This window comes from Mucilaginibacter sp. GW822-FHT03E02, assembly GCF_058801545.1.
This window is the reverse complement of the sequence record NZ_JBXANJ010000001.1, coordinates 835,472-847,857: the sequence shown is the minus strand read 5'-3', so window position 1 is coordinate 847,857 and position 12,386 is coordinate 835,472. Positions and strand designations below refer to the sequence as shown.

General features: G+C 41.4%; 14 protein-coding genes. 4 read left to right on the top strand and 10 right to left on the bottom strand.

What is annotated here, in order from left to right:
• The first annotated feature begins 122 nt into the window (after window positions 1-122).
• Window positions 123-698 carry a YceI family protein gene (locus tag AC1RM2_RS03330; protein WP_492983353.1) on the top strand — a complete coding sequence of 192 codons (576 nt, stop codon included), beginning with the start codon at window positions 123-125 and terminating at the stop codon, window positions 696-698.
• Between the two features lie 65 nt (window positions 699-763).
• On the opposite strand, the gene AC1RM2_RS03325 is transcribed toward AC1RM2_RS03330, so the two are convergent.
• Window positions 764-985, bottom strand: a complete 222-nt coding sequence (locus AC1RM2_RS03325) for a hypothetical protein (protein ID WP_492983351.1) — start codon at window positions 983-985, stop codon at window positions 764-766.
• A 209-nt stretch (window positions 986-1,194) separates the two neighbouring features.
• Window positions 1,195-1,587: a hypothetical protein gene (locus tag AC1RM2_RS03320; protein WP_492983349.1), complete on the bottom strand. Its 393-nt coding sequence runs from the start codon at window positions 1,585-1,587 to the stop codon at window positions 1,195-1,197.
• A gap of 116 nt (window positions 1,588-1,703) precedes the next feature.
• Between AC1RM2_RS03320 and AC1RM2_RS03315 the strand changes: the two genes are divergently transcribed.
• A complete protein-coding gene (locus tag AC1RM2_RS03315) occupies window positions 1,704-2,954 on the top strand; it encodes a DUF2130 domain-containing protein (protein WP_492983347.1) in 1,251 nt (416 codons plus the stop codon).
• Between the two features lie 84 nt (window positions 2,955-3,038).
• Here AC1RM2_RS03315 and AC1RM2_RS03310 read toward each other — a convergent pair whose 3' ends face one another.
• Window positions 3,039-4,637, bottom strand: a complete 1,599-nt coding sequence (locus tag AC1RM2_RS03310) for a PAS domain-containing protein (RefSeq protein ID WP_492983345.1) — start codon at window positions 4,635-4,637, stop codon at window positions 3,039-3,041.
• A 211-nt stretch (window positions 4,638-4,848) separates the two neighbouring features.
• Between AC1RM2_RS03310 and AC1RM2_RS03305 the strand changes: the two genes are divergently transcribed.
• Entirely contained in the window at window positions 4,849-5,772 is a 924-nt protein-coding gene (locus AC1RM2_RS03305) for a ChbG/HpnK family deacetylase (protein ID WP_492983343.1), read from the top strand.
• Window positions 5,773-5,868: 96 nt separating this feature from the next.
• On the opposite strand, the gene AC1RM2_RS03300 is transcribed toward AC1RM2_RS03305, so the two are convergent.
• Window positions 5,869-6,081 carry a hypothetical protein gene (locus AC1RM2_RS03300; protein WP_492983341.1) on the bottom strand — a complete coding sequence of 71 codons (213 nt, stop codon included), beginning with the start codon at window positions 6,079-6,081 and terminating at the stop codon, window positions 5,869-5,871.
• 177 nt (window positions 6,082-6,258) lie between these two features.
• Between AC1RM2_RS03300 and AC1RM2_RS03295 the strand changes: the two genes are divergently transcribed.
• Window positions 6,259-7,266: an ABC transporter ATP-binding protein gene (locus AC1RM2_RS03295; RefSeq protein ID WP_492983339.1), complete on the top strand. Its 1,008-nt coding sequence runs from the start codon at window positions 6,259-6,261 to the stop codon at window positions 7,264-7,266.
• Window positions 7,267-7,346: 80 nt separating this feature from the next.
• Here the strand turns inward: AC1RM2_RS03295 and AC1RM2_RS03290 are convergent, their stop codons facing one another.
• The 6 genes from AC1RM2_RS03290 to AC1RM2_RS03265 all read right to left on the bottom strand — a co-directional run bounded on the left by AC1RM2_RS03290 (window position 7,347) and on the right by AC1RM2_RS03265 (window position 11,721).
• Window positions 7,347-8,309 carry an EamA family transporter gene (locus AC1RM2_RS03290; protein WP_492983337.1) on the bottom strand — a complete coding sequence of 321 codons (963 nt, stop codon included), beginning with the start codon at window positions 8,307-8,309 and terminating at the stop codon, window positions 7,347-7,349.
• Window positions 8,310-8,316: 7 nt separating this feature from the next.
• Complete coding sequence (locus tag AC1RM2_RS03285) at window positions 8,317-8,796, bottom strand: Lrp/AsnC family transcriptional regulator (RefSeq protein WP_492983335.1); 480 nt, start codon at window positions 8,794-8,796, stop codon at window positions 8,317-8,319.
• A 300-nt stretch (window positions 8,797-9,096) separates the two neighbouring features.
• Window positions 9,097-9,381 carry a hypothetical protein gene (locus AC1RM2_RS03280; protein ID WP_492983333.1) on the bottom strand — a complete coding sequence of 95 codons (285 nt, stop codon included), beginning with the start codon at window positions 9,379-9,381 and terminating at the stop codon, window positions 9,097-9,099.
• Window positions 9,382-9,531: 150 nt separating this feature from the next.
• Window positions 9,532-9,744, bottom strand: coding sequence for a hypothetical protein (locus tag AC1RM2_RS03275; protein WP_492983331.1), 213 nt, complete (start codon window positions 9,742-9,744; stop codon window positions 9,532-9,534).
• Between the two features lie 53 nt (window positions 9,745-9,797).
• Window positions 9,798-10,451, bottom strand: a complete 654-nt coding sequence (locus tag AC1RM2_RS03270; protein WP_492983329.1) for a hypothetical protein — start codon at window positions 10,449-10,451, stop codon at window positions 9,798-9,800.
• A 10-nt stretch (window positions 10,452-10,461) separates the two neighbouring features.
• Window positions 10,462-11,721, bottom strand: a complete 1,260-nt coding sequence (locus AC1RM2_RS03265; RefSeq protein WP_492983327.1) for a metallophosphoesterase — start codon at window positions 11,719-11,721, stop codon at window positions 10,462-10,464.
• Between the last annotated feature and the right edge of the window lie 665 nt (window positions 11,722-12,386).

Here is a 12,386-nt window from a genome sequence, read left to right as displayed (position 1 = left end):
CCACTAAATCAGTCGTGATTTGTCATCCCAATTTAATAATTAAATGTTTAAACATTTAACGGCTTGTTATTCCAATTCTTTGTATACTTTTGGATCATAAAAAAAACAAAACCTCAAGTAAAATGAAAAAAATCTTTATCCTGTTAGCGTCAGCATTTTTGTATACTGCCGCTTCGGCACAAACAACCTGGACGGTTGACAAAGCACACTCAAATGTTAAGTTTACAGTTACCCACTTATTGGTAAATGATGTTGATGGTACCTTTAAAACTTACGATGCTACTATTGTTGCTGCAAAGCCAGATTTTAGCGATGCTAAAGTTTCGTTTACTGTACAAACAGCATCTGTAAGCACAGATAATGATTACCGTGATAATCACTTAAAATCGGCCGATTTTTTTGATGTTGCAAATAAGCCAACACTTACTTTTACAAGCACAGGTGTTTCAAAAACATCTGAAAAACATTACGCAATTACCGGTAACCTTACTTTAGCAGGTGTTACCAAACCTGTTACATTCGACCTTTGGTACCGTGGTACTATCCAAAACCCAATGAGCAAAGCCGATGATGCTGGTTTCCAGTTAACAGGCACAATAAAACGCGCTGATTTTGGCTTTGGTAGCAAATTTGGTTCGGCTATGTTAAGCGATGAAGTTACCATTAAAGCTAACGGCGAATTTGCTAAAGCTAAATAATTATAATATTGCTTAAAACGCTAAACGGCGTACCTGGCAAACCGGGTACGCCGTTTGCTTTTTTGTTAATTTTTATTGCGCTGGTACTGTACTTTAAGTTGCTGTTTTTGCAGATAGTAAATGATAATACTACAAATGGCAATTGCTGCCACAAGTGCTGCACCGGCAATAACGTGTATAAGTGGCACCTTGTAATTGGGGTTTATTAATGATTCGGTAACGTTGGGGATAATAAGCGCGATGAGGGGTAAACAAATAAATAACCGTAGTAGTCCGAGTTTTTTCATAATGATCAATAAATTATGTAAGCCTTTGCTACAGGTGGCCAATTAAATAGGGGGCCAGGAGATAAAGGTTTTAGTGATGGTTTGTAGTGCCAAATATCACAAATTGGTGTTTAATAAAAAATACCCATAATGCGGTATTTTAACCGGATTGCTTTTATGCAAAGCACAACATATTTCAGGGAAAAGTGTGTTTCGGGTATAAAAGAGGCTTAGTCGGCCAGGAGTTGTTTTAAGGTATCAAACCAGAGTTGGTTTTTTGTGCCGAAAAACCGAAGATCAACAATGAGGTACACAACAGCAGTATCGTCGCCTTGTTTGTAGCGCAACCTTAAGGGCTGACAAAAGAGACCTTTATTTCTGACTAACGATCTTTTATAAATGTCATCAAAGCCAAGGTATACCTGTTCAAGCTTGTTTAAAGGGATATTTAAGTAGTTGTACCCATCAATAACCAGGTTTGTTGGAGTCAATACAATTTCACCCTCACGATGGTGGGGAGGCGGAGTTAGCGAAAAGAGGGCTCCGGCTTCATCGATCAGTGTAAGCGCCGCGATTTCGTAATCGTAGCTCCACAAGACCTTGCCAATTTGTAAAATTTGCATTGATGTAATGTATAAATAATAATTGATAACTGCAAGTATTACATTTTCGTCAAAATTTGGCGCTGTATAAATTCCTATATTTGAGGTGCGAAAATGTTTTTCGCGTGATAAAAAGTATGGCTACAGAAGTTAAGTGCCCCAGTTGTGGTTTTGGTTTTCCGATAGAGGAGGTGATGGCCGAGGAGTATAAAAAAGAGCTCCGGGTTAAAATGCAGGATTATACCCGCCAAAAAGAGGAGGAATACCGTAAAAAAGACGAGGAGTTTTTGAGCAAAGAACGGCAGCAAAAAGCCGAGTTTGAACAGCGCCTGAATGCCGAAAAAAAGCAACTGCAGCTGGTGCTGGAGGAAAACCTGCGTAAATCCATAAGCCAGGATTATGAAAACCAGGTGCTGATGCTTAAAAATTCGGCGCAGGAAAGCGAGGAAAAGCTAAAGCTATCGCGCCTGAAAGAGCTTGAGTTTTTACAGCGCGAAAAGCAGTTGCTGCAAAAAGAAGAGGAAATGGAGCTTGCTCTGCAACGTAAATTACAGGAGCAGCGTAACGAACTGAGCGAGCAGATACGCCGGCAGGAAGCCGAACGCCATAGCATAAAGGATATTGAATACCAGTTAAAAGTAAAAGAACTGGAAAAACAATTGGACGACCAAAAGAAGCTTGCCGAAGAAATGAAGCGCAAAGCCGAGCAGGGATCGATGCAGTTACAGGGCGAGGTGCAGGAACTGATATTGGAAGAATTGCTGCGTAACTATTTTCCGTTTGACGTGATAAGCGAAGTTGGTAAAGGCGTTCGAGGTGCCGATTGTATTCAAACTGTACGTAACCAGTTTGGGCAGGAGTGCGGTAAAATTATTTACGAAAGTAAACGCACCGCTACCTTTGGCGCCGACTGGATTGACAAACTCAAAAAAGATATGCGTAGCGTTGGCGTTGATGTAGCGGTTATTGTTACGCAATGCTATCCTAAGGGGATGGACTGTTTTGGCGAGAAGGATGGGGTTTGGATTTGTAGTTTCGACGAGGTGAAAGCAGTATCGTATATCCTGCGCGATGGCGTGATCAAGCTATCAAACCTCATCAAATCGCAGGATAATAAAGGCGATAAAATGCACCTGTTGTATGATTACTTAACCAGCAGCGAATTTTCTGAACAGTGGAAAGCCATTCGGGAAGGTTATATGGGCATGCGCCTGTCTATCCAGAAAGAACGCGACGCAATGGAAAAAATGTGGAAATCGCGCGAGAAACAGCTTGATAAGGTATTGTTAAATGCTGCGCACATTAAAGGCAGCATTGAAGGTATTGCCGGGGCTGATAGCATTCAGCTAAGCCTTACAGATGATGAGGATACTTTGTTGTTGGATTAGGAACGCAATTTGATGATTTGCCAGATTATCAGGACCTTTCAGGGTGAAAAAGATGGTTTTAGTATTTATTTGGCCATTAGATTTTTAAGTGTCCAACTTTGGCATTAAATTTATCTGCTCGTTTTCGGATTTTCGGATGATACCTAAGATGATGTTATCGAGTTCATGCACCGATAAGGAAATGAAATTGAGCAACTGGTCGTAATCCGTTGCATGAGTATTTTCATCAAGTAATAAATCAACCAGGCCAATGAGCCGGGCAACCGGGGTTCGTACTGTGTGGGCCTGGGTCCATGCTATTTCTTTGAGTTTAATATTTTGTTTTTCGATAGCGGTAACGTGGTTTTTTGTTTGGGTAACATCGCGCTCAATCGAGATCCAATGGGTTATTTTGCCAGCCGCATCCTTAACAGGTGATACCGATTTACTGCTCCAAAATCTTTCGCCATTCTTTTTATAGTTAATTACCTCAACCTCAAATGCCGCTTGCTGATCAAATGTAGTCATCAAATTGTTTTGAGCTGTTCCGGCAATGTTATTACCCCATAAAACATCGGTTACCATTCCAATTGTTTCCTGCTGGGTGTAGCCGGTAATATTGGTAAACGCCTCGTTTACATATACTAATTTTCTTTGCTGATTTTCATTGGCTTCGGCTTCAAAAATCAAAACCGCGTCAGTGGCATATTTTAATACCGATTCGGTAAGGCGCAGCCATTGCTCTTCTTCTTTTTGGCGGGTAATGTCCTGCATGGCGCCAATAACCCTTACGGGTTTGCCGCCTGCTTCTCTTATTATCAAAGCTCTGTCAAGTATATGTTTATACTTACCATTGGCGCATAAAAAGCGGTATTCAAGCTGTAGGTGATTGTTTTTGCCTGTAAACGCCCTGGTAAGGCCTCCGGTAACTTTTTCGGCATCGTCTGGGTGTAGCTTGGTGTTCCACCAGTTGGTTACATTGGCTACTTCGCTTAATTTGTACCCAAAGGCTTGGTTCATCCCATAATTGTACTGAATGGTATCGTTAATGATATCCCAGTCCCAAATGGTATCGCTTGTGGCCTGTGCAACCGTTTCATACCTGTTGTTACTTTGCTGCAGCCCGTTAAAAAGCGTGGGTAATAGTTGCGCCGTAACAGCACTTAAAATAATAAGGTTTATTGATACAGCTATCCACGAGCCAAGACTATATTGCAAGGCAATACCATCAGATAAAAGTTTAAAGTGAATGCAAATACCAACCGAAATGCAAATGGCCGTGTTGATGTAAACAGTACAAAATGGGCGCTTACCGGGAAATATAAGCAAACAAAAAATGGTTATTACCAGTAAATAAAGCAAGCCTGGCCCGTACCAACCAAGGTAGTAAAGCAAAAACACGGCAAGCAGGTACAGGAATGTAATAAGCAGCAGTTTACGGGCCGGTATACTTATACCATGCAATAATGCTACTGCCGAAATAGCAGCTACAATAAGTAAATCAAAAACAGCAAGCGCGTAAAAATGATTTATAATGCTCATATACCCTCCGGGGACCAGGGCGACGACAAAAAGCGGCAACAAGTAGGTCATTATTACGGCAAATAACTTGTTGCTCCAGTAAGGCAAGCCATGCAGTTGCTCGGTATTACCTAAACAATTGCGGTTAATCAGGGTTTTATAATGTTGCCATATATAATGCATCAATAGCGGTAAATGCCGGTATTTTAGGGGGAGGCCGACATTATGCGCTACAAGATATTAAATAAACGTAAAATTTACACGAATAAATGCTTCAATGGGTGATTTTTATAATATTTACATTTTATTATTGCCATTAACGGTAATTTTTTGTGTTTTTTTGGCTGTTTTTAACTTAATTTTTACTTTTTTTTATCGATAAAGCCCTAATTTGATGAAAAATATACATGTCCGGTACCTGTTTCTGTTGATGACCGTTATTTGGTTAAGCCCCGCGGCTGCACAAAAAGCTGATAAATTGCCACAATTGCTGATAAGGCTTGACGATATAGGCATGAACCATTCGGTAAATATGGCCGCCGAAAAAATGGCTAAAACTGGCCTGCCTTTTTCTGTATCGTTGCAGTTTGCCTGCCCCTGGTACCAGGAAGCCGTGGAGATTTTAAAAAAGTATCCAAACGTGAGCGTTGGAGTACACTTAACACTTACATCCGAGTGGAAAAACTACCGCTGGGGGCCAGTTACCGGGCGAACTGCAGTGCCAAGTTTAGTTGATGAAGTAGGCTATTTCCCGCATTCAACGTCATCGTTCGCGAAGAGTGGATATAAAATGGAGGAAGTAGAAACCGAGCTATCGGCACAAATTGAACGTGCACTGGCCTCGGGGCTTAAAATTACCTATATCGACCCGCACATGGGGATAGCGTTATCGACACCCGAGTTGCGGGCACTAACCGAAAAACTGGCCCATAAATATAAATTAGCCATATCAACCCTAAGTAGCGTTACCTATTTTGGAGAAACCTATATGGAAATGTGGGGCGAGCCGATAGCCACCAAGAAAAAGGTTTTTCTGAACTATGTAAGCACTAAGCTTAACCCCAACAAACCAAATCTGGTGGTTATTCATACAGCTACGCCCAGCCCCGAGATGGACGCACTGGTGGATATGAACAGCAACATGATGAATGCCAAAGACGGCAAACCCCTCACCAGTATTCACCGCCAAACAGAACTGAATATGTTGCTTTCGCCGGAATTTAGAGCGATGGAGGGCAAAAAATTCAGAATGATTAATTATGCGCAGTTATTGGCCGATAAAGATATAAGCGTGCTTAAGGCGGTCGACAATAAATAGCGTTTTGTCATGCTTAGTCTTTAGTCGAAAGTCTTAAGCCCAAAGTCAGAAAAGAGAATTCAGCCCAGGGCAAAAGACTTATTACTTAATTCCAGCTTATTTACTTTTTGATAAGGCAATTACTGCTATGCCGCCAATAATTAATGCACCGCCTAAATACGGGGGCCAGTTAACCGTTTTTTGCTTATCAACAGAAACCTGGAGTGGGCCGGCATCAATAACCTTTTCCTTTTTAGTATAAGTAAAGCTCGTCCAGATGAGCATAATGGCACCTATAATTATAAGGACTCTACCGATGGTTTTGTTCATGGTGATGATTTTGAATGTCTTGCTGCAATAAGAATGGCTATTGGTGTAAATTGTTTGCCCGGATATAAAATATAAGCTTTAGTTTTTGTTGACAGCAAACTTTTTATAGCTTAGGTGCTTTATTAGGCCTCAATTATTTGCCTTTACCAAAACTTAAGCGATAAAAAGTACACAGGAATGCAAGATGATTTGATACTTGAAACCATATCTGTTACCAAAAACTTTTTTGGCGATAAATCAACCGGGGTAAACAATATAACCATATTTGTGCCCAAAGGGAAGATAACCGCTATAGTTGGCGAAAGCGGCAGTGGTAAAACCACGCTCCTGAACTTATTGTTTGGCACGCTGCAGCCAGATCATGGCGAGGTTTTTTTTAAGGAAGAAAGGGTATTAAGCCGCGAGCACGGGATACAGCATGCCCACAAGGTAATGCGGATGGTTACCCAAAATGGTGTTGATATGAACCCCAAATCGTCTGTTTGGGAAACTGTGCGCGATGGGATGCCCCCCGAAGACCGTAGCCACGAAATAAAGCTGGTTACCGAAGCTCTTAATATGCTTAATATTTACCCGCTGCGAGATTACCCTTTTGGCAAACTAAGTGGCGGCGAAAAGCAGCGTGTTACTATAGCCAAAGCCCTCATAAGCCGGCCACAGGTATTGCTGCTTGACGAACCTTTTAACCAGGTTGACGCCTATTATAGGGAAGCCCTGCAGCACGATATCAGGCAGATTGTGAGGGAGTGGAAGACAACCGTGGTATTGGTATCGCATGATCCGGCCGAGATATTATCAATGGCCGATGAACTTATTGTTATAAAAGAGGGCGAAATTGTTGAACACGGTCCGCCCGATCAATTGTATCATTCGCCCAAATTGCTGTATACCTCGCAAATACTGGCCAGTAGCAGCGTATTAACATCAACCCAGGCCAAAACTTGTGGTATCAAGAGCAGGCGTGGCATTGTTGTTGTGTATGCCGAGCACGTAAAAATAGTAAGGATTGGAAAGAAATGGCTGGTAAAAATGATCCTGTTCAAAGGCTTTTTTGAAGAATTGATTATCGATAATAACGATGTTACCCTGCGTGTAATGAACTACAACAGGGGCAAATATAAAGTAGGCGGCAAGGTGAGTATTAAAATTACCAGGTACTTTGAGTTTGGGAAATGGGAAAATTAGAGTCAAGAATTAAGAGTCAAGATTCAAGATAGGCCATCAATTTCCTGGATCGTGACTCTTGACTCTTCTCTTCGAATGTGTTACTCAACCAAAATCGCTTCCTGTTTCACTGCTTTCTCTTTCCGGTACTTGCTCAAATTAATCAGCAGCACGCTTGCCAATATCACCACCAGGCCGGCTACCTGTATCAGGGTAACGCCTTCGTGGGCAAAAAGCACACCTAATATAACAGCGATAACCGGGTTAACGTAAGCGTAAGTGCCGACTTGTGTAGCGGGGCGCACCTGCAACAGCCAAACATAGGCGCTAAATGCAGCTATCGATCCAAAAACGATGAGGTATAGCAGTGCATACCAGCTATGTGCCGGGATGGCGCTCCAGTTAAGTGACTGAACTTCGTGGTGGAAAAAGCTTGATGGAATAAATACAACGCCTGCAACCAGCATTTGCCATGCCGTGTTTACCGCTGCCGATCCTTGGGTATTGTAATATTTTGAATATAGGGAGCCCGATGCCCAGCCCAATGTACCCACTATTAATAAAAGCATTCCGGGGAGTTTTGACGGCCCGGATGCCGGGCCCATCATGCTTTCTATTTGCTCACTAAATAACAATATTACACCCACAAAGCCAATTATCAGGCCAATAATGGTGCTTTTGCTTTTAAAGTTAGTGCCCCAGTTTGGTTTGTCAAGTAATACAAACCATATGGGGGGCGATGATACCATAATAGCAACCATAGCACTGGGCAGGGTTTGCTCAACCCATATTACAACGCCGTTACCAATTACCAGCAATAAAAATCCGCTCACCGCCGCATGAATCATATTGCGCTTTACAAAAATCTGCTCGCCTTTAATAGCACACCAAATAAGCAATAAAGCACCTGCCATAAAAAAACGGATTGCGCCCAGCAAAAATGGGGGGAAACCATCCACCGCCATTTTTATAAAAAAGTAGGTAGAACCCCAAACCAGGTAAACCGTAGCAAAAGCTATGATAACCAATAGGGGCGAAGCTGATTTTTGTGAAGATGAGGCCATGGTATATTTATTTTTCGGGTATAACTAATTGTTGTTGTTCTTTCACGGTCTCGAGCACGATGGTGGTCCGCGTGTTCAAAATGTGTGGTATTTTGCTAAAGTGCGTACGCATAAGGTGCATTAACGATGCCGAATCATAAGTGCGTACCTTAATAAGATAGCAATCGTCGCCGGCTATATGGTGTACCTCTTGCACTTCGGGTATTTTGGCCAGCTCCTGCGTGGTTTTATCCGAGCCTGGTCCATCGGCCGCTTTCATGAAAATGAAGGCCAGCAGTTTTTGCTGTAGGGCAATCGGGTTTATTTTGGTTACATATTGCTGGATAACGTTTTTCTGTTCCAGTTTTTTCACCCTTTCCAATATCCCCGAGGGCGCCATCCCCAGCTCGCGTGCCAGGTCGGCGTTTGATATGCGGGCGTTGTCCTGCATCAATCGTAATATCTGCAGATCTGTTTTGTCTAAAACGATGTCTGTTTCGTTAATCATACGGTAATATTACTAACTATCAGAATTAAATTCATTAATTAATTATAAAAATGAATTTAGTTCGACAATTGTGGTGTTTTGGTGGCTGGTTGGATTAGTTAACCAAAGTCGCTTTATGAAACGTATAATCAATATGGGGTGATTCCCGTTTTCGGCTGACTGTAATTTGAAGCTTTCTTGATTCTTAACTCTTGATTCTTCCCAAAGGGGCAAAAAAGCAAACCCCTATCAAACGTATGACAGAGGTCGCTTACAAGGTTAAGGTATAAAAATGAAGGTTTAGGCTTTTTGTTAGTTATTTTAGGCGGAAAGACTCAATAATCTGTCGGATTTTGTTTCATCAAAAACAGTACGCAGATATTTAAGACCACCTTTAGTTATTGCTGTAAGCAACCTGAATTTATTGCCTTGCTCGTCAAGAACATAAGCCATTCCGTTATCATTTATCCAATCGAAGAGTACATCCCTGGTAGTGATGCCGCGGTTTTGAGTATGATCATCAATCCACATTAACGAGTTGATAGCCAGATAGGGGTTATCATGCACATCGTTGGTTCTGTGAACACCGATTATTTGTAGGGGCATCGTTAGTTAATTTCAGGGGTTAACGATGTTAAATCTCCGAAATTTAATAACGGCTGTCAATCCGTGAAAACACTGTATTTGACCCCGTTAAAATACGGGGTCAAAAAGTTGTATCAAGCCTTTGTAATATGAAAATAAATGTTATAGTAATTAAATTTTAATAACCTTATTGCGCTTACCGTCAGGCTGCTTGTGGTTATCGGGCTTGGGTATATTTTTAACTATAGTGATAAGCGCATTTGCAATAAGCCTGGTGGCCTTTAGGCCAAAATGAACAAAAGGCTTCATCACGTCCCAGGTACTGTGTACTGGTTTTACCGCGGTGTTCTCTTTTCCTATTTCTTTTACGTTGGATGTTGCCATGGTTTTATGTTTTTATAGATATGGCATATTAGGTATAAAAACCTTGCCAGAAATCAGGATGCCCAATCCATATCGCATAGTACAACAAACCAGCTTCCTTTTTTCTTCTCCAGGAAAATGTCATAACCCTGGGCTACAACCAACCCGCCGCGTTTTTCAATGTAGGCAAAGGCTTTAGTTCTATCCTGATTGAAAAATACTGCCGACATCCTGAACATTCCGGCGTTAAAGAAAACCGGAGGCAAATTTTTTCGCTGGTTATACAGCGTGTATTCGTAATTACGAGTGAAAGCCAAATTTTTCAGTTGGAACATGCCTGGTTTTTCGTTGATGACCACTTCGGGGGCCCAGCTATCTACCAGCATGTTTTTTATCATGTCCTTATCATTCCTATGGCGGCTTTTTGCTTGTTTTTTTAGATAATCTTCTGGTATCCTTATTAATGTATCTGCAATAAAAATATACAGCCTGGCGGTATCTAACTGTTTTTTTAGTTGCTCAATGTTATCCGTTTCGGATGCGGGGAATTTGTATTTAATTAAATGCGCTTTTAAAACACTGTCTGATGGCATAATGTAATTAAAAGCAAGCGTTGTAATCTTGGCCTCGTCTGATGGGACATATAATTTATTAACCACATGCGGTTTGGGATTCCTGCACGAAGCAAAAATCAGTAGTACCAAAATCAATTGCAGCAATTTGTTCATATCGATGTGGCTAAGCTGTAACCTTTTTCTTCAACTCAATAACAGTAACCTCGGGCCAGATGCCCAGCCTGCCGCTAAAGGCCAGGAAACCAAAGCCCCGGTTTACGTATAAATAGCGTTGGTTTTGGTTGGCCAGGCCGGCCCAGTCAAGATACCTGTATTTAACCGGGCTCCATTTAAAGCCAGGGATTTCCACGCCAAATTGCGCACCATGTGTATGGCCAGCCAGGGTGAGATGAATATTGGCCGGGTTATGCCGCACATGATCTTCCCAATGGGTAGGGTCGTGCGAGAGCAACACCTTAAAAGCATCTTTCGGAACGCCTTGTAAGGCTTTATTTAAATCGCCCATTTGTATAAATCCCCTGCCCCAGTTTTGAACCCCGATGAGCGAGAGCTGCTGGCCATCTTTTTTAATGGTGACATTCTCGTTAAGCAGCAAACGGTAGCCCAAAGTTTTATGGTGCTGTTTCAGGGTCTCCAGGTTGGCAGCTTTGGCTTCGGGGCTTTTCCATTCAATATAATCACCATAATCATGATTACCCAAAATAGAAAACTGGCCGTAGGGCGCTTTTATCGATCCAAACCTATCTAAATAAGGCTCAATTTCTGTGGCTGCATTGTTCACCAGGTCGCCGGTAAAAACAAACAGGTCGCTTTTTTGCGCTTTGGCCATATCTATTCCTTTTTGCATAGCCGCTGCATCGTCAAAACTACCCGAGTGAATGTCGGAAAGTTGGGTTATGGTAAACCCATCAAAAGCGGCAGGCAAATCATCAAAATAAAGGGTTATTTTGTGTAAGCGGTAATCATATTTGCCCTTCAACATTGCGTAAAAAAGAGAAGTAAATGGAATTGCGGCTACCAATACAGCGATTTCGCTGATGAATTTTCGGCGGGCCGGAAATACCGGCTTCTTGTGAGATTGTGTCGCCAGTTTAAATAAGCCTGTCAGAAACCGCCCGATATCGCCCAAAAACATCACGACTATAAAAAACAGTTTGGTGATAAAAAAAGTGAGGAACAGGCTCAAGATCCATTCATGGAATGGACGCATGCCGCCAACGGTTTTAAAAGCAGGCAAGCCTATTACAAGTAAAACGGTAACACCAACTGAAATCAGCAGGTATCCCCATAAAACTATTTTTTGCCAGAGCCGGGAGGGCCAGCCGGCAATTAATGTTTTTAACCCGGAGAACACATACCAGTCGAACAACAAGCTAATTGCGGATATAACCAGGAAAACTTTCAGAAGACCGTTGCCATGCATAAATAGAAGAAAAAGGAACCTATGAGGTGTAGAGTAGGTGATCAAAATTGATGTACCGTAATTTACATAAATAATGCAATCTCACAAATTCAATGCTCACAAAAACCAACATCCAACCCGTTTTTGTTTGTGAGTAATCAGTACAAATTTACGCGCTTCCTTTTATATTTCAAAACTGCCATTTATTCATGCATAAATAACTAAAAATAAGGTAATTATTGCTCATTTTTTGGCAATAAATGCACAATTTATCGACACAAAAACTACAAATATTCACACAAAAATAACATGGAGATTTTTTACGCAAAAATTCAAAAAAGACAGCCTGAAAAATAGGGTATCTTAAGTTTTAAAGCCGCCAGGTTCGCCACCACTCCGTCGTTGTTGTTGAGGGGAAATTAAACCAGGCGGCTAAAATAATTGAAAATGGTTAGCCATACTATCTGTCCAAAAACCATAAAAAATTTATTTAATAAAATATTAGCAGTTCTCAATCGTCATCATATTAAAGGGCGACCGGTTACGAGCTATTTGTTAAACAATGTTAAACCTTTTGAGGAGTAACAATAGATAGAGTTTTTAAGGCGTTTTATAAAAGTTAATCAAATGATTAATTTTTGACTTTAAACAAACACAGCATTAACAACAAACAATTATTTTTGAAA

Bases quoted from the DNA above. Each gene is read 5' to 3' on its own strand.
- AC1RM2_RS03285 (WP_492983335.1), bottom strand. From the start codon at position 8,796: ATGATTAACGAAACAGACATCGTTTTAGACAAAACAGATCTGCAGATA.
- AC1RM2_RS03310 (WP_492983345.1), bottom strand. From the start codon at position 4,637: ATGCATTATATATGGCAACATTATAAAACCCTGATTAACCGCAATTGT.
- AC1RM2_RS03295 (WP_492983339.1), top strand. From the start codon at position 6,259: ATGCAAGATGATTTGATACTTGAAACCATATCTGTTACCAAAAACTTT.
- AC1RM2_RS03300 (WP_492983341.1), bottom strand. From the start codon at position 6,081: ATGAACAAAACCATCGGTAGAGTCCTTATAATTATAGGTGCCATTATG.
- AC1RM2_RS03270 (WP_492983329.1), bottom strand. From the start codon at position 10,451: ATGAACAAATTGCTGCAATTGATTTTGGTACTACTGATTTTTGCTTCG.
- AC1RM2_RS03325 (WP_492983351.1), bottom strand. From the start codon at position 985: ATGAAAAAACTCGGACTACTACGGTTATTTATTTGTTTACCCCTCATC.
- AC1RM2_RS03330 (WP_492983353.1), top strand. From the start codon at position 123: ATGAAAAAAATCTTTATCCTGTTAGCGTCAGCATTTTTGTATACTGCC.
- AC1RM2_RS03275 (WP_492983331.1), bottom strand. From the start codon at position 9,744: ATGGCAACATCCAACGTAAAAGAAATAGGAAAAGAGAACACCGCGGTA.
- AC1RM2_RS03280 (WP_492983333.1), bottom strand. From the start codon at position 9,381: ATGCCCCTACAAATAATCGGTGTTCACAGAACCAACGATGTGCATGAT.
- AC1RM2_RS03265 (WP_492983327.1), bottom strand. From the start codon at position 11,721: ATGCATGGCAACGGTCTTCTGAAAGTTTTCCTGGTTATATCCGCAATT.
- AC1RM2_RS03320 (WP_492983349.1), bottom strand. From the start codon at position 1,587: ATGCAAATTTTACAAATTGGCAAGGTCTTGTGGAGCTACGATTACGAA.
- AC1RM2_RS03290 (WP_492983337.1), bottom strand. From the start codon at position 8,309: ATGGCCTCATCTTCACAAAAATCAGCTTCGCCCCTATTGGTTATCATA.
- AC1RM2_RS03305 (WP_492983343.1), top strand. From the start codon at position 4,849: ATGAAAAATATACATGTCCGGTACCTGTTTCTGTTGATGACCGTTATT.
- AC1RM2_RS03315 (WP_492983347.1), top strand. From the start codon at position 1,704: ATGGCTACAGAAGTTAAGTGCCCCAGTTGTGGTTTTGGTTTTCCGATA.